Source organism: Candidatus Pantoea deserta, assembly GCF_003813865.1.
GTDB classification, from domain to species: domain Bacteria; phylum Pseudomonadota; class Gammaproteobacteria; order Enterobacterales; family Enterobacteriaceae; genus Pantoea; species Pantoea deserta.
This window is the reverse complement of sequence record NZ_RMVG01000003.1, coordinates 123,065-143,312: the sequence shown is the minus strand read 5'-3', so window position 1 is coordinate 143,312 and position 20,248 is coordinate 123,065. Positions and strand designations below refer to the sequence as shown.

General features: G+C 58.7%; 17 protein-coding genes. 2 read left to right on the top strand and 15 right to left on the bottom strand.

Annotation, left to right across the window (positions count from 1 at the left end):
- Positions 1 to 220 precede the first annotated feature (220 nt).
- From BBB56_RS05735 to BBB56_RS05695, 10 genes are all read right to left on the bottom strand, one after another.
- Positions 221 to 1,279: a class I mannose-6-phosphate isomerase gene (locus tag BBB56_RS05735; protein ID WP_123799689.1), complete on the bottom strand. Its 1,059-nt coding sequence runs from the start codon at positions 1,277 to 1,279 to the stop codon at positions 221 to 223.
- A gap of 19 nt (positions 1,280 to 1,298) precedes the next feature.
- Entirely contained in the window at positions 1,299 to 2,156 is an 858-nt protein-coding gene (locus BBB56_RS05730) for an SDR family oxidoreductase (RefSeq protein ID WP_123799687.1), read from the bottom strand.
- Between the two features lie 198 nt (positions 2,157 to 2,354).
- Positions 2,355 to 4,151 (bottom strand): DNA/RNA non-specific endonuclease, encoded by a 1,797-nt coding sequence (locus BBB56_RS05725; protein ID WP_123799685.1) that lies wholly within the window; start codon positions 4,149 to 4,151, stop codon positions 2,355 to 2,357.
- Between the two features lie 267 nt (positions 4,152 to 4,418).
- On the bottom strand, positions 4,419 to 4,589 hold the full coding sequence (locus BBB56_RS23610) for a hypothetical protein (protein ID WP_199756201.1): 171 nt from the start codon (positions 4,587 to 4,589) through the stop codon (positions 4,419 to 4,421).
- A 303-nt stretch (positions 4,590 to 4,892) separates the two neighbouring features.
- Positions 4,893 to 6,302 carry an EmmdR/YeeO family multidrug/toxin efflux MATE transporter gene (locus BBB56_RS05720; RefSeq protein WP_123800343.1) on the bottom strand — a complete coding sequence of 470 codons (1,410 nt, stop codon included), beginning with the start codon at positions 6,300 to 6,302 and terminating at the stop codon, positions 4,893 to 4,895.
- Positions 6,303 to 6,421: 119 nt separating this feature from the next.
- The gene (locus BBB56_RS05715; RefSeq protein WP_123799683.1) at positions 6,422 to 7,171 is read right to left on the bottom strand and encodes an ABC transporter ATP-binding protein; all 750 of its coding nucleotides are present in this window, start codon (positions 7,169 to 7,171) and stop codon (positions 6,422 to 6,424) included.
- Positions 7,164 to 8,039, bottom strand: a complete 876-nt coding sequence (locus BBB56_RS05710; protein ID WP_123799681.1) for an ABC transporter ATP-binding protein — start codon at positions 8,037 to 8,039, stop codon at positions 7,164 to 7,166. Before BBB56_RS05710 ends, BBB56_RS05715 begins: the two co-directional genes overlap by 8 nt.
- Entirely contained in the window at positions 8,032 to 9,309 is a 1,278-nt protein-coding gene (gene livM / locus BBB56_RS05705; RefSeq protein ID WP_123799679.1) for a high-affinity branched-chain amino acid ABC transporter permease LivM, read from the bottom strand. Before livM ends, BBB56_RS05710 begins: the two co-directional genes overlap by 8 nt.
- A 7-nt stretch (positions 9,310 to 9,316) precedes the next feature.
- Positions 9,317 to 10,231 (bottom strand): ABC transporter permease subunit, encoded by a 915-nt coding sequence (locus tag BBB56_RS05700; RefSeq protein WP_123799677.1) that lies wholly within the window; start codon positions 10,229 to 10,231, stop codon positions 9,317 to 9,319.
- A gap of 81 nt (positions 10,232 to 10,312) precedes the next feature.
- On the bottom strand, positions 10,313 to 11,428 hold the full coding sequence (locus tag BBB56_RS05695; protein ID WP_123799675.1) for a branched-chain amino acid ABC transporter substrate-binding protein: 1,116 nt from the start codon (positions 11,426 to 11,428) through the stop codon (positions 10,313 to 10,315).
- 346 nt (positions 11,429 to 11,774) lie between these two features.
- Between BBB56_RS05695 and BBB56_RS05690 the strand changes: the two genes are divergently transcribed.
- Positions 11,775 to 13,229, top strand: a complete 1,455-nt coding sequence (locus BBB56_RS05690; RefSeq protein WP_123799673.1) for an AMP nucleosidase — start codon at positions 11,775 to 11,777, stop codon at positions 13,227 to 13,229.
- 48 nt (positions 13,230 to 13,277) lie between these two features.
- On the opposite strand, the gene BBB56_RS05685 is transcribed toward BBB56_RS05690, so the two are convergent.
- Complete coding sequence (locus BBB56_RS05685) at positions 13,278 to 13,904, bottom strand: hypothetical protein (protein ID WP_123799671.1); 627 nt, start codon at positions 13,902 to 13,904, stop codon at positions 13,278 to 13,280.
- A gap of 321 nt (positions 13,905 to 14,225) precedes the next feature.
- A complete protein-coding gene (locus BBB56_RS05680; RefSeq protein ID WP_233593000.1) occupies positions 14,226 to 15,524 on the bottom strand; it encodes an NCS2 family permease in 1,299 nt (432 codons plus the stop codon).
- Positions 15,525 to 15,955: 431 nt separating this feature from the next.
- Between BBB56_RS05680 and BBB56_RS05675 the strand changes: the two genes are divergently transcribed.
- On the top strand, positions 15,956 to 16,690 hold the full coding sequence (locus BBB56_RS05675; RefSeq protein ID WP_123799669.1) for a response regulator: 735 nt from the start codon (positions 15,956 to 15,958) through the stop codon (positions 16,688 to 16,690).
- 31 nt (positions 16,691 to 16,721) lie between these two features.
- Here the strand turns inward: BBB56_RS05675 and BBB56_RS05670 are convergent, their stop codons facing one another.
- The 3 genes from BBB56_RS05670 to BBB56_RS05660 form a co-directional block, all read right to left on the bottom strand.
- Entirely contained in the window at positions 16,722 to 17,660 is a 939-nt protein-coding gene (locus tag BBB56_RS05670) for an ABC transporter substrate-binding protein (protein WP_123799667.1), read from the bottom strand.
- Between the two features lie 71 nt (positions 17,661 to 17,731).
- Positions 17,732 to 18,664 (bottom strand): ABC transporter permease subunit, encoded by a 933-nt coding sequence (locus BBB56_RS05665; protein ID WP_199756214.1) that lies wholly within the window; start codon positions 18,662 to 18,664, stop codon positions 17,732 to 17,734.
- A 61-nt stretch (positions 18,665 to 18,725) separates the two neighbouring features.
- Positions 18,726 to 20,240 carry a sugar ABC transporter ATP-binding protein gene (locus BBB56_RS05660; RefSeq protein ID WP_123799663.1) on the bottom strand — a complete coding sequence of 505 codons (1,515 nt, stop codon included), beginning with the start codon at positions 20,238 to 20,240 and terminating at the stop codon, positions 18,726 to 18,728.
- Positions 20,241 to 20,248 lie beyond the last annotated feature (8 nt).

Here is a 20,248-nt window from a genome sequence, read left to right as displayed (position 1 = left end):
AAGACTACCGCCTCTACGCCATAAAACAGGGATGGTGTTGTCAGAACATTCAGGTTGGGCTGTCTTATTGGCCTGAGGCTGACAAAAGCGATACCGGTCAGGGGAGCGATGTTAACAAGCCCGCGCAGGGAAACCTGAGCGGGCTTTTGCTTTCCCAGCGTCCGGCTGGTTTGCTGCTACAGCCGCGTCCTGCAAGGTCTTTTTACAGCGCCTTTCTGCCTTACAAACCCCGTAAATCGCCCAGCCGCGCGATGACCTCATCGCTATATCCCGCCTGCCGCAGCGGGGCAATAACCTCGCGCGGAAGATCCGGCACATAGCCGATCAGAAGCTCGCCCGCCTCGCGCAGCCTGACCTCATCCAGCGCGGCCGGCAGCAGCAGAGACTCAGCGCGGCCCAGCGTGACGCTGACGCCGTTGCCCTCGACCGTCAGCGGCTCGCCGAGGTTAGAAACAATGCGCGCGCTGCTGAAATTCAACCGCTGCGGCTGACTAAAGCGCCAGCGCTCCAGCGCAAACCAGGGAGAGGCGCAGCAAAACAGCCGCGTTAATCCTGCCTGTTCCAGCGCCAGCCCCGGCTGCGGCGTGCAGCGCAGCTCTGGCCGCAGCTCGGCCAGCAGCGCATCGATATTGCTCTCCCACGCGTCCTGAGTCAGACGCGATCCATCCTCCATTCGCCAGGGCATAGCATGCTGCTGGATGTCAGAGGTCTGCTCAATTTCATAAATCAGCGTGTCGGGGCCAAAGCTGTGCAGCATTCCGCCAGGCACATAAAAGGTATCGCCGGCTTTGACCGGCAGGCGATACATCACCGCATCGTAATCCTGCGCCAGCAGCGCGGCTTTTAGCCTGGCATTGTCCACGCCGTCACGCACGCCCAGCAGACAGGTCGCGCCGGGCGCGGCCCACAAAATGTGCCAGGCCTCGGTTTTACCGTTTGGCTGCCGTTCCAGCCGCTGCGCCAGCGCATCGTCAGCGTGAAGATGGACCGGCAGCATGCCGGATCCGTCAATGAATTTACTCAGCAGCGGGAAATGCGGCCCGCGCCAGCCGGGCGCGACCAACTCGTCAGGATAGCGCTCAGTCAGCGTACGCAGCGTGGTGCCCGCCAGCTCGCCATTGGTCACGCTGGCGATCATGCCGTCGACGTCGCTGATCTCCCAGGTTTCTGCAACAGGCGTGTCAGGCAGACCGGCTTTTCCCAACTGCTCTCTGATACGCCGTCCGCCAAATATATGCGTGGCGAGCGGCGTAGTCAGTTTTAAAGGATAAGCGTTCATCTCTCTCCCTTACGCGAGATTAAATTACCGCCACGCCACCGGTTACGGCAATGGTTGCGCCAGACATATAGCTCGATTCATCGCTGGCCAGCATCACATAGGCCGGCGCCAGCTCGGCGGGCTGGCCCATACGTTGCAGCGGCACTTCGCTACCAAAGCTTTCAACCTGTTCAGGCGGCATAGTGGCCGGGATCAGCGGCGTCCAGATCGGACCGGGCGCGACCGCATTGGCGCGTATTCCCTTCTCTGCCAGCAGCGCCGCCAGGCTGCCTGAAAAGTTAACGATCGCGGCCTTGGTCGCGGAATAGGCAATCAGCTTCGGCTTCGGCTGGTCGGCATTAATTGACGCGGTATTAATAATGGAACCGCCAGACGGCATATGGGGCACCGCCGCCTTACAGATATAGAACATGGCGTAAAGATTGGTTTTCATGGTGCGGTCAAATTCATCGTCGCCGATCTCCTCCAGCGAACTGCGGGTCATCTGGAAGGCCGCGTTATTCACCACGATGTCGATTTTGCCAAAGCGCTCGACGGTCTGCGCCACAATGCTGCGGCAGTGTTCCGCCTCGGTGACATCGCCGGCGATCAGTAGCGCCTGCTGCCCCGCCTTTTCGACCCATTGCGCCGTGTCTCTGGCGTCTTCATGCTCGTCCAGATAGGAGATCACCACATTCGCGCCTTCACGCGCATAGGCAATAGCCACGGCGCGACCAATACCGGAATCGCCGCCGGTAATGATGGCGGTTTTGCCCTTCAGGCGACCGGATCCCTGATAGCTGGTTTCGCCATGATCGGGTACCGGGTCCATTCGCAGAAAACTGCCGGGCCATTCCTGCTGTTGCGCCTGCTGAGGATTTTGTGGACGGTCTGTCATACGCTCTCTCCTTTTAGTGACATTCAGGCTGTCGTTATGGGAGCTGAATCGTTATCAGCACGAGCAGTAAGTGTAGCAGCCATGACAAAATCGCAAGGAGAAGCATTAAGCGTAACGGCCTGATGGGAAAAGAGTTTCAATAAAAAAGCCCGCGCAACGGGAGGCTGAGCAGGCTTCGGGTCGCAGTAAGCGCATCGGCTATAAAAGTTCTCCCCACCCCATAATCAGCTTCGCGGGCAACGGCTGCGCCAGCAGCGATTCATCCGGCTGCCAGCTCTCCCAGTGGCGAAAAGCGCCGAAATCCAGCCCGGTGAGCGTCTCCAGCGCGCTAACCGTTACGCGATACTCATCGACATTGGGCCGCGGGGCAACCTCTGTATGCGGCAACACGCGGCGCGGCTCATCCAGCAGATCCGCCTGGCTGACCAGCAGCGCCGTTGCCTGCGGCTGGCCGGTTTTGCCAATGCGCAGCACCACCTTCCAGAACATCAGCGGCACCTGCCATTCCGCATACTGCCGCCACTGGTCATTCAACACGGGGCCGGTCAGGACGCTGATTTTGCGTTTTGACTCCAGTACGCCCGACTCCAGGATATAACGCTCAACGCCCTGCCAGTATTGCAGGCTCTGATTGAAGCGAAAATGCTGCGGCGAACAGTTGGTAAAGTGGAAGGTATCTTTGTTGGCCCGCACCGCCTCTGCCGCAGTGCCCCAGGTCGGATCGCTGCGGCGCGTAAGGTGCCCGCGATCAAACCAGCGGCTGTATTCACTGTAAAATTCCTGACCGGTAACGTAGCGGCTGTCGATGCGGCTGTCTTCCACCCAGCGATCCGCCTCCTCCAGCAGCGACGGCTGGCCGCTGCCGCGATCGATGGCGAGGTAGCGTGCGCCGTCAATATTGGTCGCGGTAAAAAAAGCGAGCCGCCGCTCGGCATTCATCAGCAGTGAAAAGTGCTGATAGTCGAGCTGCGCTTCTGCTCCCTGCCGCCCGTTGCGCAGCGGCGCGACTTCGGCAGCGCGTGGGGCGATAATGGCCGCCAGATCGATCGGCGCGCCTTCCAGGAAATCGCGCTGAAAGCCGTCCCGGTTGCCATAGTTCGTATCCGGCGCCGTTGCCGAGGCGGTCAGCGTCGCGCTGCCGGTTAGCGCCTGCATCAGCTGTGCCTGCTGCGCCTCCGGCAGCTGCGTCAGTTGCCCTTTTAACCAGTCAATGATGGCGCTGATACGGATACCTTCATTCACCCAGCCATCATCGCTTTCAACGCCGCCGTGGTGCAGCGCCACCAGCTGCCAGCCGTCATTCAACACCGGCGCGCCGGAAGAGCCGCTATCGGTATCCGCCGTGTAGTGCAGCAGCTGCTGATGACGCGCCAGCAGTTTGTTATCGCGCAGGGTAAGTTGCTGCGGCGCGCCGCCGGGGTGGTGAATAAGATTGAGGCTGATCCCCAGGGCATGCTTATCATTGCGATCGTTGAGCGCAATCGGCTGCGGCAGTTCGCCGCCGCCGTTAACTGGCTCGCCCAGCGCAATCACCGTACAGTCCAGCTCGTCGGTCGGGCTGGTCAAAAAGAAACGTTGCGCGTCAAGGTGATAACTGACGCCTTCAGCCAGCTCACCCGTCTCGGTTCGCTGCCAGCCAAACTGCACCGTCACGCGCTCCTGCGCGGGCGGCTGCGGCAACAGGTGGTGGCAGGTGACCAGTAGTCCGCCGTGCGTCAGGAAACCGCTGCCCTTCGGTATGCCGTCTTCGCGCAGCAGCGCGACGCCGCGCGCGCAGGTTAAACCCTGCTGCAAAAAGGCAATCGGTAACAGATCGTTGCTTTCGCCAACGATAACGCCCTGGCGCAGCCGCTGCTGAAAGGCGTAGCGCTGGGCGCGAGCGCTATCCGGCTCGGCCTCTTTTTTCTGCGCCAGCGCGGTTCGGGTCTGGGCGCGCTGCTGCGCGGTCAGTGCCAGCCGCGCCTGTATCAGCGCGGCACTTTCGTTGTCGCTCATTCGCATCTCCGTGGTAGAAGGTCTCTCTTCTTAACCATAGCCGCTGCGGCTGAATGAGCCTTATTCTTACACTTCGCCCCAGACACGCAGCCTCATCGATTGAGAAGCCGCTGCTTTCTGCGGTAAAAACGCACCTGCGGCGGACGGGGTCCCAGCGCCTTTTGCCGTTATTCGTGCGTGCCGAGGCGGCGAGTGCGATGCGCCAGTATAAAAAAAGCCCGTTCTGGTCAGAACAGGCTTTATCGAAAACAGAGACAACAGGGACCGCTATTTTTCATGATAGCGATGCACCGAGGGATAATACTCAAAACCATAAAGCTGACTGACGGGGATCAGGAGATCAAGCTCCAGACTGGTTTCGGTCTCAGGGTTATTGCCATGATGAAAGGCCAGAAAAGCGTCGAGACGCGTTTTCCATAGTTGCAATAGCGCGGTCATAAAGGATCTCCTCTTTAAGTGAGGATGTCAGTTAATCGCGTTTGCTGCCCTACCTGAACCATCAATTTATGCAGTTTATTGCCGGAAAACAGATAACAGGCTCCTGGCTGACTGAAGCATGCCGCTTAGGGCTGTGTTGATTTTTACTGGACCAGCAGAAAACTACAGCGCTCGCAGAACGGCTTAATCATTCACGGACGGGCCACACCGTTGCCCGATCAAAGCCATTGGCTTTGATCGTAATCGCGCTCGACCCGCGCTGTTCCGCACGCTGCCGCTGCGCGCCAGGCGTGACGTCGCTGCCTACTGCTGCTTCGCCAGCATCTTGCGGTAATTATCCAGCCACTTGCCGCTTTTTAATCGCCACCAGAAGCAGACGCCGCGCACCGCCCAGTCAAGGAACATGCCGAGCCAGACGCCCACCACGCCCATGCCAAGCATAATGCCCAGCACATAGCCCACCACGACGCGCGCGCCCCACATGCTGAACATAGAAACATACATGGTGTAACGCGCATCGCGCGCGCCCTTCAGGCCAGCGGGCAGTACCCAGGAGGCCGCCCAGATCGGCATAAAGGCGGCGTTAAGCCAGATAAGATGCTGCGTCACGCTGATCACGTCCGGGTCACGCGTATAAAAACGCGCCAGCACGCCGGAGAGCGGCACGGTAAGAAACGCCAGCGCGCACAGGCAGAGCGTCGCCAGCCAGAACACATGCCTCACCTGCCGCTCTGCCTGATAGACCTGATTTCGTCCCAGGCGCGTGCCGGTGATAATAGTCGAGGCCGATCCCAGCGCGTTGCCCGGCAGGTTAATCAGCGAAGCAATAGAGAAGGCGATAAAGTTACCGGCGATGGCATCCGTGCCCATACCTGCGACGAACACCTGCGTCAGCAGCTTCCCGCCGTTGAACAGCACCGATTCGATGCTTGCCGGTACGCCAATCCCCAGCACTTCCATCAGGATTTTGCCATCCCAGCGGCGGAAATAGCTGGGAAGGCTAATTTTCAGCGAGGCGTTAAAGCCGATCATCAGCACGTAAATCACGCCAATCGCGCCGATATAGCGCGAGATGGTCAACCCCAGCCCTGCGCCGACGAAACCGAGTCCGTCCCAGGAGAACGCGCCGTAGATCAATATGCTGCTGATAACGATATTGAGGATATTCATCCCACCGTTAATCAGCATGGGAATTTTGGTATTCCCGGCCCCGCGCAGCGCGCCGCTGCCGATCAGCGCAATCGCCGCCGCCGGGTAGCTCCACGCTGACACCTGCAAATAGCTCAGCGCCAGCTCTTTTACTCTTGGCTCCGCGCCGCCAGCAATCAAATCGACGATCAGATGTCCCCACAGCTCAATGGCGAACACCAGCAGCAGTGACAGCACTGTCATTAGCGCCAGCGACTGACGCGTGGCGGCGCGGGCGCGCTTGCCGTTGCGTTTCGCCAGGCTAAAGGCGACCACTACCGTGGTTCCCAGATCGATAGCGGCAAAAAACGAGATGATGATGATGTTGAAGCTGTCCGCCAGCCCAACGCCCGCCATCGCCTCTTTGCCCAGCCAGCTCACCAGGAAGGTGCTGAGTACGCCCATCAGCATCACGCACAGGTTTTCGATAAAGATGGGCACCGCCAGTGGCGTGATCTCACGCCAGAACAGCGTGCGATAGAAGCGACGTTTGGGATACCACGCCGTGCGCTTTATCGCCTGCATCATTGCTACGCCAGGATTTTGCAAGGGAATAACCAAATCAGAACAGATTGGACAGGAGTTCTAATGATGAGTGCGCTTATCTATTTATGCAAAGCGTTTCCCTGATTTTTCAATCATTATTACACTCTTTTATCGCCGCCTGCCGCAGCGGCTGCTGCGCCGCCCAGATAGGCGCTGCGCACCTCTTCGTTGTCGAGCAGCTCCCGGCCGCTGCCGCTGAGCCGAATTTCGCCGTTGACCATAACATAGCCGCGATCGGCGATGGCCAGCGCATGACGAGCGTTCTGCTCAACGAGAAACAGCGTCATGCCCTGCTGCGTCAGCTCGCGCAAAATGGCGAAGATCTGCTTTACGACAATCGGCGCCAGCCCAAGGCTGGGTTCATCCAGCAGCAGGAGTCTGGGACGGCTCATCAGCGCGCGGGCGATCGCCAGCATCTGCTGCTCGCCGCCGGACAGGGTCATCGCTCGCTGCCTGCGCCGCTCCAGCAGGCGCGGAAACAGCGCGTACATACGCGCCAGATCGGTTTTCTGATGCGCGCTGCCGATGGCGATGGTGCCCATCAGTAAATTCTCCTCCACCGTCATATCAGCAAAGATACGGCGCCCTTCCGGCGCCTGCGCGATGCCGCTGGCGGCGATAAAATGGGTAGAACGCTGACTGATCGGCTCGCCCTGAAAATAGATCTCGCCCTGAGCAATACGCGGCTGACCAAAAATGGACATCAGCAGGGTGGATTTGCCTGCTCCGTTTGCGCCAATCAGCGCCACGGTTTCGCCGGGAAAAACGCTGAGCGACACCTTTTTCAGCACCTGCACCGGCCCATAGAACAGGTCGACTGACTCAAACATTAACATCGGCTCAGCCATGAAGCTCCTCCTCCTCTGCGCCCAGGTAGGCGGCAATAACGCGCGGGTCGTGCTGTATCTCGGTCGGCGTACCCTGCGCGATAACATCCCCATGATCGAGCACCACGATATGGTCGGATATCGCCATCACCATCGGCATATCATGCTCAATCAGCAATACGCTGATGCGATGGTCAGCGCGCAGGCGATGCAGAATGGCGCTCAGCGCCTCGGTCTCAACCGGGTTAAGTCCCGCCGCAGGCTCATCCAGACAGATCAGCTCCGGCTGGGTGCACATGGCGCGCGCAATCTCCAGCCGCCGCTGCTGGCCATAAGAGAGCGTGCCGGCCAGCCGGTTGGCCGTAGAGACAAGATCCACCGTTTCCAGCCAGTAGAACGCGCGATCCAGCGCGCGATTCTCCGCCTCGCGATAGCCTCTGGTATTAAAAATTCCTGCCAGCAGATTGCGGTTCGCCAGCATATGCTGCGCCACCAGCAGGTTTTCAATCACCGACATCTCGCGGAACAGCCGGATGTTTTGAAACGTACGCGCCAGCCCGGCGCGGTTGACCAGATGCGCGCCGCCGAACATTTTGTACCAGACCCGCGAACCCAGCTGCGCGGGCCGCAGCCAGTCCCGCGGCTGAATTTTCTGACCAAGAATTTGAATCACATCGGTACTGCGCGCCTGCGCGTTAAGCAGAATGCGTCCGCCGCTGGCGCGGTAGAAGCCGGTCAGGCAGTTAAACACCGTGGTTTTCCCCGCGCCGTTGGGACCGATAAGCGACGTCACCGATCCGCGCTGCACGCGCAGGCTGACGTCGTTAAGCGCCTTAATGCCGCCGAAGCGCATCATCAGATGTTCGACCTGTAAAATAGCATCACTCATGTCGCACTCCTTTGCGCGGCGCGACGCCGACGCGGCTGGTGCGCACCAGCCCGCGCGGCCGCCAGATCATCATAACGACCATCAGCATGCCGAACAGCAGTACGCGGTATTCAGCAAAGCTGCGCAGCAGCTCAGGCGCAACCGTCAGCACAAACGCCGCCAGCACCACGCCCAGCGTTGATCCCATCCCGCCCAGCACCACAATGGCAAGAATGAGCGCCGATTCGAAAAAGGTAAAAGAGGTCGGATTGACAAAGCCCTGATAGCTGGCGAAAAACACCCCGGCGATGCCCGCCGTGGAGGCGCCAAGCATAAAGGCCGAGAGCTTCACCAGCACATGATTCAGGCCCATCGCGCGACAGGCAATCTCATCTTCGCGCAGCGCTTCCCATGCGCGGCCGACCGGCATGCGCGTCAGGCGATGCTTAATCAACAGCACCAGCGCGACCACCAGCACCAGGACGATGTAGAGAAAGATAAACTTCATGTTGGGGTTGTAGTCGAGATGAAAAAATTCGTAATAAGGAACGCCGCCTTCACGCGCGCGCCGACCGAACTCCAGTCCGAGAAAGGTTGGCGACGGCACGGACACGCCATTGGGTCCGCCGGTAAAACTCAGCCAGTTAGTGAGCACCAGGCGGATAATTTCGCCAAAACCGAGCGTCACAATCGCCAGATAATCGCCGTGCATGCGCAAGACCGGAAAGCCGAGCAATGCTCCGGCAAATGCCGCCAGCAGCGCGGCCAGCGGCAGCATGCTCCAGAATCCCAGCCCAAGATACTGATAGCCCAGCGCCAGTCCGTAGGCGCCAATGGCGTAAAACGCCACGTAACCGAGATCGAGCAGGCCCGCCAGCCCGACCACGATATTAAGCCCCAGCCCCAGCAGCACATAGATCAAGCCCAGTATCGCTACGGTCAGCAGATACTTGCTGGAGAGAAAGGGAAACGCCAGCGCAATAATCAGCAGCAGCGGCAGCACCCAGCGCAGCCGCGAACGGTAGCCCGGCTCACGCACGTATACGCCATCGTCTGCGCCCTCGAAGCGGCGCAGCAGCGCGCGGCCACGCGCGGTTTGCAGAAACAGGCTAAGCAGCAGCCTTCCCGCCATCACGATCGCCACCAGCAGCGCCACGCGCGCCGGGGCGAGACTGAAGCTATACCCTTTGAGTACTACCCCTACCACTGGTCCAAACACCACCAGCGCGATCAGCCCGGCCATGACCGTTTCGCGCAGCGCCTGACGAAGCTGAAGAGAGTCATTCATCATTGCGCCCTCATACTTTCGCTACCAGCGGACGGCCAAGCAGCCCCTGCGGTCGGAAAATGAGAATCATCACCAGCAAGGCGAAAGAGAAGACGTCCTTGTAGTCGGAGTTGACCAGTCCGGCGAACTGCGCCTCCGCCACGCCAAGCAGCAGGCCGCCCAGCATGGCCCCAGGCAGCGACCCGATGCCGCCCAGCACCGCCGCGGTAAAGGCTTTAATGCCGATAATAAAGCCGGCGTAAAAATCAAAGGTTCCGTAGTTCATGGTCACCAGCACGCCCGCCAGGCCAGCCATCGCCGCGCCGATGACAAAGACCAGCGAGATAACGCGATCGGTGTTGATCCCCAGAATGGCCGCCATGCGCCGGTCCTGCTGCACGGCGCGACAGATACGGCCAAGCCGGGTGTACTGAATAATCCAGGTCAGCAGCGCCATCCCGCACAGCGCAGCGACCAGGATAAAGATTTTGGTCCAGGTGATCTGCACGATCCCGCCGTCAAACTCGACGCGCAGCACCCCGGTGAGCAGCGTGGGCACGCCCTGCTGATTCGGTCCCTGGCTCAACTGCACATAGTTTTGCAAAATCAGCGACATGCCAATTGCGGAAATCAGCGGCGCCAGCCGCGTAGAGTGACGCAGCGGCCGGTAGGCAATGCGCTCAATGGTCCAGCCGTACACCGCCGTCACCACCACGGTGAACAGCAGCGTGCCAAAAATCAGCAGCGGGAACGAGTGCACGCCGAAAAACGACAGCAGCGCCAGACCAATGGCGCACAGATAGGCGGAGATCATATAGACCTCGCCGTGGGCGAAGTTAATCATCCCGATAATGCCGTAAACCATGGTGTAGCCGATGGCGATAAGCCCGTATACCGCGCCCAGCGTCAGGCCGTTGATCAATTGCTGAAGTAAAAAGGCATCCATAATAAGTCTCTGCGCAAAGCGGGCCGCACGGCAGGCGGCCCGGACAGGAAAAGCCCCGCCGCGCGCGGGGCAGAATATGGCTTAGAGCTGGTGATATTTACCCTTATCGTCCCACTGATAGATTACGTAATCAGAAACTTTCAGATCGCCTTTACTGTCCCAGGCTTTTTTACCCATCACGGTAGGCACGTCGTGAGACTTGAGCCATTCGCTGGCCTTTTCGTTGTCTTTGCCTGCGCCTTTATAGGCGGCGGCCAGCGCCTGAACAGAGGCGTAGGCATAAAGGGTATAGCCTTCCGGCTCGAAGCCGCCCTGACGGAATTTCTCAATCACCGTTTTGCCGTCAGGAATCTGACGAGGGTCGTTGCCAAAAGTCATATAGATGCCGTTGGTGTATTGCGGCCCGCCCGCTGCGGTCACCAGTTCCTGCGTCACGATGCAGTCGCCGGAAAAAAAGTTGGCTTTCACTCCCTGCTCGCGCATCTGGCGCACCAGCGGACCGGCTTCCGGATGGCAGCCGCCAAAATAGACCACGTCGGGGTTCGCCTGGGCAATCTTGGTCACCAGCGCGTTAAAATCTTTCTCGCCGCGCGACAGACCTTCATACATCACCTCTTTCACGCCGCGTTTTTCCAGCGCCGCTTTAGTGGCGTCGGCCAGCCCCTGGCCATAGGTATCTTTATCGTGAATGACCGCAACCTTTTTCGCTTTCAGCTTATCGAGCATAAAGTTGGCGGCGATAGCGCCCTGCTGATCGTCGCGGCCGCACATGCGAAACAGGGTCTTCATACCGCGCTCGGTAATCTGGGGGTTGGTAGAGCCAGGGGTGATAGAGAGTACGCCCGCGTCGTCATACACCTCTGATGCCGGCATGGTGCTGGAAGAGCAGAAATGGCCGACCACGGCCATAACCTTGTCCTGATCGACAAGACGGTTCGCCACCGCCACGGCCTGTTTGGGTTCGCAGGCGTCATCGCCCTGCACCAGCACGATTTTCTCACCGTTAATCCCACCCGCCGCGTTAATGTCTTCCGCAGCCTGGGTTGCGCCTTTCCAGTACTGAGCGCCATAAGTGGCATTAGGTCCGGAAAAGGGTCCGGCAACGCCGATTTTAATATCTGCCTGCGCGCTGAGCGCGGCACCGAAACAGCCTGCAATCACGACGTTTAATGACAACTTGATCAGTTTCAGAGACATGCTGTCTATCCTCAACACAGTTAGTTTGCGTTTGCCCGACCACGGCGCAGGAGTGATAAAGGTTATTTGTCAGGTTCAGGAAAGCGATGTGCGGCTGTAACAGCCGCCATGTATCGCAAGCAAGAACCTCGCCAGAACGAAACGGATAGCGAGATTTTGCAAAAGGAAGGTGGCAACGCCAGCGACAGCGCACGACGTCACCTTCGGGTTCATTTAAACGTAGGCGGGGATTGGCAACACGCCAGCACTCTGTTGGTGCATAATGCGGTTGATCACAGATTCTTGCCCTGTGGCGGCGGCAAACCCGCTAAGCTGTGGGTGAGGTCACTTAATACCAGGAGAGCGAATGCCTACACAACGGAACAGCCTTAACCGCCAGCAGGCGCTGGACGAACTTGAACGTCTGTATGACGACGCCGTCAACGCGCTGCGCGCTGCGATTAAAATCTATACGGAACAAGGCGAATTGCCCGATGCTGCCGCTCGTCGCCAGGGACTGTTTGTTTATCCTGAACTGCGCATTACCTGGCGCGGCGAAGGCCCGCAGCAGAATCGTACGCGCGCCTGGGGCCGCTTTACCCATACCGGCAGCTACAGCACGACGATTACCCGTCCGGCGCTGCTGCGCCACTACCTCAGCGAACAGCTGGCGATGCTGGAGAAAGAGTATGAGGTAGAGATTCAGGTGGGTCCATCCAGCCAGGAGATCCCCTATCCCTACGTTATTGACGGCTCCGATCTGTCGCTGGATCGCACCATGAGCGCCAGTATCGCGCGCCATTTTCCCACCACCGAACTGTCGCAAATCGGTGATGAAACCGCCGATGGCTTGTTTAATCCCGACGCTATCTTTCCGCTGTCGCACTTTGATGCGCTGCGCACCGACTTCTCCCTGGCGCGGCTGCGCCACTACACGGGCACCTCGGTAGAGCATTTTCAGCCGTTCGTGCTGTTCACCAACTACACGCGCTATGTAGATGAGTTTGTGCGCTGGGCCACCGAGCAGGTACGCGATCCTGACAGCGATTACGACAGTCTGGCCTGCGCAGGCGGCGCGGTGATCACCGCCGATACGGCAGAGAGCGATGCGGCCATGCTGGATCTGGCGTGGAAGAAGCATCAGATGCCGGCCTGGCATCTTACCTCGCCTGGCCGACGCGGCATTACTCTGGTCAATATTGGCGTCGGCCCGTCCAATGCGAAAACCATCTGCGATCATCTGGCGGTGATGCGTCCCCACGCCTGGCTGATGATTGGCCACTGCGGTGGACTGCGTGAAAGCCAGCGCATCGGCGATTACGTGCTGGCGCATGCCTATCTGCGTGACGACCATGTGCTGGACAGCGTATTGCCGCCTGATATTCCAGTACCCAGCATCGCGGAAGTGCAGCGAGCGCTGTATGACGCCACCAAAGCCGTCAGCAATATGCCAGGCGAAGAGGTCAAGCAGCGTCTGCGCACCGGCACTGTGGTTACCACGGACGACCGTAACTGGGAGCTACGCTACTCCGCCTCGGCACTGCGCTTTAACCTGAGCCGTGCGGTGGCGGTGGATATGGAGAGCGCGACTATTGCCGCACAGGGTTATCGCTTTCGCGTGCCCTATGGCACGCTGCTGTGCGTATCAGATAAGCCCCTGCACGGCGAGATTAAACTGCCGGGCCAGGCGAATCGCTTCTATGAAGGGGCTATCTCCGAACATCTGCAAATTGGCATCTGCGCGGTAGAGCTGCTGCGGGCTGAAGGCGACAAGCTGCATTCTCGTAAGCTGCGTACCTTTAACGAACCGCCGTTCCGGTAATGAACCTGAGCACAGGACAGCTGTCTTGTGCTCTGTTACATCCGTCTTTTATGCCCTTATCAAAACCTCTTTCGCCACCCAGCCGAGCACGGCTAACACTGCCGGTATCAGCAGCGTCCAGGTAATACGATCGTTGAGGCGGTCAAATTTTTCATCGATGCGCTCGAATTTCGTATCCATACGTTCGAATCTTTCATCAATACGTTCGAATCTTTCATCAATACGTTCGAATTTTTCATCAATACGTTCAAATCTTTCATCCATACGCTCGAACCGCTCATCAATACGCTCGAACTGCTCATCAATGCGTTTAAACTGCTCGCTGATGGTCGCAAAATTGCCATTTGCCTGTAGAGTCCAGGCATCCGCACGCGCCAGTTTTTCATCAATACGAGCAAACTGAGCGGCAGTCTGCTTTTCAATTCGGGCAAATCCAGCCAGCATTTCGCAGCGCAGCTTAAACTGGTCTGTGCGCAGCGCGTCCACATCCGTTTTGGTGGCAAAATTTTTCGAGCGTTCGGTCAGCACCGCCAGGTCCGTTTTAATCTGACCGGTATCCTGTTCAAGGCGCTCGACTCGTTTCGTGAGGCGTTCCATGTCGTTTCCTCCAGTCTGTCGGAGAGGGAGTAAAAGCGGAGGCAAATAGCGAGGCACGGCGCTTAACGTGTGTTCCATAAGATTGCTTCTCCTTGCAATGGGGTACAGCTTTCCGCTGGCGCGTGCTCTGCTGTCTGGAATTTTACCTTTTTCTGTGTGTATTACATTCCGCGTTCAACTAATTCCTTGAAAATAGTCGCTCGATCGCAGCGTTCTGTTACACCAGCGGCTTGCAGGATAGTCGCCTGGCAGAGGCATTAACACCGTTTCTGCGGCACTCTGGAAGCCAGTACGCAAACTTAAGGGAACGGGATAAAAAAATGCGCGGAAGACAAGGACTGTCTTCCGCGCAGAGCAGGGATAAGGCCGCGCAGCCTGCTGCTGCGGCCTCAACGAGGATCAGGCGCTCAGCCAGCCAAGTTTAATCACGAACAGCACAGAGAGGATGACCAGCGCGGCGTTGATCTCTTTGGTGCGACCGCTCAGTAACTTCACCACCGTCCAGGTAATAAAACCGAAGGCGATACCGTTGGCGATCGAGTAAGTCAGCGGCATGGTCAGCGCGGTCACGGTGACCGGCGCAGCGGTCGTGACATCTTTCCAGTCGATTTCAGCCAGGCCAGAGGCCATCAGCACGGCAACAAACAGCAGGGCCGGCGCCGTTGCATAGACCGGAACGCTTCCTGCCAGCGGGGAAAAAAACAGCGCCAGCAGAAATAAAATCGCCACCACGATAGCGGTTAAGCCAGTGCGCCCGCCCGCGCTCACGCCCGCAGCCGATTCCACGTAGCTGGTAGTGGTCGAGGTGCCGAGCAGCGAGCCAAACAGCGCAGCGGCGCTGTCAGCGATCAGTGCGCGTCCCATTTTCGGGATATTGCCCTGCTCATCCGCCAGACCGGCGCGTTTAGTTACGCCCAGCAGCGTGCCGGTATTATCAAACACGTCCACAAACAGGAAGGCAAAGATGACGCTGACCAGACCCACGTTAAACGCGCCGGCGATGTCGAGCTGCATAAAGGTCGGGGCGATAGAGGGCGGCGCGGAGAATACGCCAGCGAAAGGCGACAACCCGATACCCATTGAAATAAAGGTAATCAGCAGAATGCCGATCAGCACTGCGCCAGTCACGCGACGCGCTTCCAGCACCACAATCACCACAAAGCCGAGCAGTGCCAGCAGCGGGCCGGGTTTGGTCAAATCACCCAGGCCAACCAGGGTCGCCGGGTTATCCACCACAATACCCGCGCCTTCCAGCGCGATCAGGGCGAGAAACAGCCCGATGCCCGCCGCAATCCCAGCGCGCAGCGGCAGCGGAATGCTGGCAATAATCCACTCGCGGATTTTGAAAATCGACAGCGCAAAGAAGATGACGGCCGACAGAAATACCGCGCCCAGCGCAATCTGCCAGGTGTAGCCCATATGCAGTACAACGGTGTAGGTGAAAAAGGCGTTAAGCCCCATGCCGGGCGCAAGCGCGATCGGATAGTTGGCGATAAGCCCCATCAGCACCGATCCAATCGCCGCCGCCAGGCAGGTCGCGACAAATACCGCGCCTTTATCCATGCCGGTCGCGCCCAGAATGCTGGGGTTAACGAACAGAATATACGCCATCGCCAGGAAGGTGGTAATCCCGGCCACCACTTCGGTACGAACCGTCGTATTGTGCGCTTTTAGTTTGAACAGTTTTTCTAACATCATCATCTCTCAAGAGCGGAGACGGCACGAATGCGCGTTCTCACTTGCCAGTGTGGGTTACATGCTGATTATTGTGGTACTCACGCACAGCGCGCCGCTGCATGCTGACGACCGCTGACGTAACGTCCTGAATCTGCGTAAGACCTGTATAAATAGCAATCGCTATGCCAGCATCAGACGCAATCGTTTACCTCGCCAGCCCTGGCATTTTATAAGAGAAATCTGAACCAAACGGAGGCGCGATTATGGTGCATTGCCCCGCTGCTGCGCAATCGTTTTCATGCGTCGGTCGAAAGGTAAAAAAATTCTGCGCCAACGCACGCTTCAGTAATTTCGACCGCGATATTGCTCACGTTTCCATCGCCTCGCAGAACGACGTAAACCGGCCCGTGTACAATCTTGTTAACCTTTTAATAACTTTGAGGTCGCGCTGCATGAAGCCCGCCATTCTGGTTATCGATGATGATAAGGCCGTTTGCGAACTGTTGCAGGATGTGCTGAACGAACAACAGTTTAGCGTCTACTGCTGTCACTACGGTCGGGACGCGGCAGCGCTGCTGTCGCAGCACAGCGACATCGCGCTGGTTATGCTGGATATGATGCTGCCGGATACCAATGGCTTGCTGGTCCTGCAACAGCTCCAGCGCCAGCGCCCGGATCTGCTGGTCATCATGCTCACCGGGATGGGTTCAGAAGCCGAAATGGTGGTAGGACTGGAAATGGGGGCGGATGACTATATCGCCAAACCCTTTAACCCCCGCGTAGTAGTGGCAAGAGCGCGCGCGGCGCTGCGGCGTGGCGGACGTCTCGCCCTGCCCGATAGCGCGGAGAGCGGCTGGCGCTTCAACGGCTGGCAGCTTGATGAAGCGCGCTGTCAGTTGCTTAATCCCCAGCGCGAATCCGTACCGCTTACGCAAGGGGAATATGCTCTGCTGCGCGCGCTGGTGCGTCACGCGCGCAAGGTACTGACGCGCGATCAACTACTGGAACTGACTCACGGCGAGAGCCTGGACGTGTTTGACCGAACCATTGACGTGCTGATTATGCGCCTGCGGCGCAAGATAGAAACCAATCCGCATCAGCCGAGCCTGATCCGCACGATTCGCGGCCTCGGCTATGTTTTTTCCGCCGATGTCATGCGGCCGGAAGCGGTTCGACTGACAGCCTGACTGAGCCGCAGGCGAACCGCTCTGGCAGAGGTTATTTCACCGTCCAGCCTTTATAGCTGCCCACATTATCACGGTCGATCAGGGAAACCGGGATCAGTACCGGCTTATCCGGCGCCGGTTTGCCCTGCAAAATGTCGTAGCCGATCTCTACCGCTTTGGCCGCCATAACCTGCGGGTCCTGTGCCGGCGTGGCGACGAACAGCGAGTTTTTACGTTTCAACGCCTCTTCGCCGTCAGGCGATCCATCGACGCCCACGATAAAAAACTCGCTGCGCTGCGCCTGTTTCGCCGCCAGATCCGCCCCGATGGCCGTCGGATCGTTGATAGCGAAGACGGCGTCAACTTTTGGATTCGCCGACAGCAGGCCGGTCATCACCTCCAGTCCCCCTTCGCGACTGCCTTTGGCGTTCTGGTTCCACGAAAGCAGTTTAATATCGGGGTGACGCTTGAGTTCGTTCATGCACCCCTCAACGCGGTTCTGCACGGCTGACACCGGCGGCCCGTTGATAATCAATACGTTGCCCTTGCCTTTCAGACGATCTGAAATATATTTACAGGCCATTTCGCCCGCCTGGGTGTTGTCGGAGGTAATGGTGGCGTTGGCGCCATCAGCCGCAACGTCCACCGCCACCACCACAATCCCGGCGTCGCGGGCGCGTTTCACCGCAGGCGCAATGCCTTTGGAATCGGCGGCGTTAAGAATAATCATGTCGACTTTTGCCGCAATAAAGTTATCGATCTGCGCTACCTGCTGGCCCAGATCGTAGCCGCTGGAGACCAGCGTCACGTTAACCTTATCACCCGCCAGCTCGTGCGCCTTCATCTCCGCGCCCTTGGTAATCTGCACGAAAAATGGGTTGGCGAGATCGCCGACGGTGACGCCGATAGATTTAAGATCTTTCGCCTGGGCGGCAGAGGCGCTGAACAGCGTTGCCGCCAGCAGCCCGGTTACAATCGGATTAAAACGCATAGGCCTTCTCCTGCTGTTATTAGTATCGCCAACGGCTTAATGGCGGAGAGTAAAAAAGAGGTACGCCCCCATCAGGAGACATGGTGTCGGGTACGATATTTGTCGATCAGCACCGCAATGATGATGACCGCGCCTTTGATAACCAGCTGCCAGAAATAGGAGACGCCCATTAGCGTCATGCCGTTATTAAGGGTGGCGATAATCAGCGCGCCAATCAGGGTGCCGGTAATGGTGCCGATGCCGCCCACAAAGCTGGTACCGCCGAGGATCACGGCGGCGATAGCATCCAGCTCGTAGCCCACGCCCAGATTGCCGTTGGCGCTGTAAAGGCGCGAGGCTGACATTAATCCGCCCAGTCCGGAGAGCAGGCCGCTCATGGCATAGACAAACACCAGCACCGCCCCGACTTTAATGCCGGTCAGGCGCGCCGCCTGCATATTGCCGCCGACCGCGTAGATATGTACGCCCAGGGTGGTGCGGCGCAGGATAAACCAGCAGATGGCAATCACCGCGAAGGCGATAACAATCAGCCAGGGCACCGGCCCAAGATAGCCGTTGCCTATCCACTCAAAACTGATGTCGGAATTGATCACCGTGGTGCCGTTCGCCAGCAGATAGGCCGCGCCGCGCAGCGCCGTATAGGTGCCGAGGGTGACAATAAAAGGCGGCAGACCGGCCCAGGCGACCAGGATGCCGTTGAACAGCCCCATCGCCAGCCCTGCTCCCAGCGCCATCGGAATCGTCATGCCGGCCAGCATGGGATCGAGCGACGCCACCATCGCCACCACCGCCGTGGTTCCCAGCATCGAGCCGACGGAAAGATCGATACCGCCGGTGAGGATGACAAAGGTCATGCCAGCCGCCAGCACGATATTGATCGAGGCCTGACGGGTAATATTGAGCAAATTGGCCTCGGTAAAAAAGTTGGGCGCGACAAAGCCAAATACCACCACAATCAGCACCAGAATCGGCAGAATCCCGACGGTTTGCAGTAAATCTCCCATTAGCGCCCGTTTCACGGTGGGAGAGGTTGCGCGTGTAGTTTCTGTGGTCACAGTTCGCTCCTTATATTTCCATCGGCGACGCGGCCTGCGCCCCGGTGGCCAGCGTCATAATGTTTTCCTGACTGATGTGCGCCTGATCCAGCTCGCCGACGATAGTGCCTTCGCGCATCACGTAAACCCGGTCGCTCATGCCCACCACCTCCGGCAGCTCGCTGGAGATCATCAGGATCGCCACGCCCTGCTGCGCCATCTGATTCATCATGCGGTAGATTTCGCTTTTGGCGCCGACGTCAACGCCGCGCGTTGGCTCATCCAGAATAAGGATGCGCGGCCCGATGGATACCCAGCGCGAAATCAGCAGCTTTTGCTGATTGCCGCCGGATAGTCCTCCGGCGCGCACCTGCGCGTGCGGCACGCGGATATTCAGCGTGGTGATGGCGTCGCTGGCGATCTTCTGCCCCTTGCGCCGGTTCAGCAGGCCATAGCTGGCATCGCGCTCCAGCGTGGCCATCACGATGTTCTCCTGCGCGGCCATCTCCAGAAACAGCCCCTGCTCTTTACGGTTTTCGGTGAGAAAACCGATACCGCGCGCAATCGCATCGCGCGGCGAGTGGATAGCGACCTTCTGCCCGTCGATCCAGATTTCACCGCCGCTCGGTTTATGCACGCCGAAGATAAGCTGCGCCAGCTCGCTGCGTCCTGCCCCCACCAGCCCGGCCAGCCCGACAATCTCCCCGGCGCGCACCGCCAGACTGCTCGGCCGCACCTTGCCGCCGTCAGTCAGGTGATTGACCGCCAGCCGAATATCGCCAAAGGGAATAGTGCGATCTTTGTTAAACAGGTCACTCAGCGGACGGCCCACCATCATGCGCACCAGCTCGCTGGCGTTAAGGCTGTCGTGGGTCAGGCTGCCGACATACTGTCCGTCGCGCAGCACGCTGACGCGATCGGAAAGCTCATACACCTCCGCCATACGGTGGCTGATATAGATAATGGCCATGCCTTCCGCGCGCAGCCGTTTAATTAACGCGAACAGCTGCTCGGTTTCGCGGTTGCTGAGCGCGGCGGTAGGCTCGTCCATCACCAGAATGCGGCTGTTGCGGTGCAGCGCGCGGGCGATTTCCACCTGCTGCTGTTCGGCGATGCTAAGGCGGCTGACGCGATCGGTGGCTTTGAACTGCGCGCCAAGCCGATCGATAACCTGCTGGGCCTCTTCAGCCATCTGGCGACGACGAATCAGTCCGCCGCGCGACATTTCGCTGCCGAGAAAAATATTCTCCGCGACCGTCAGATTAGGGGCGAGGTTGATCTCCTGGTAAATCAGCGTGATGCCCGCTGCCAGCGCCTCTTTGGGTCCTTTTATGGCGTAAGGCTGGCCGTCGATCAGGATCTCGCCGCTGGTGGCGCTGTAGGCACCCGCGAGGATCTTCATCAGCGTGCTTTTTCCTGCGCCGTTCTCGCCCATCAGCGCATGGATTTCACCGGCATAGACGGTGAGATCGACGCCCTTGAGCGCATAGAACTGGCCGAAGCGCCGCTTGATGTCGCGCATTTGCAGAATCGGTGTGGCTGTCATGGGCCGCT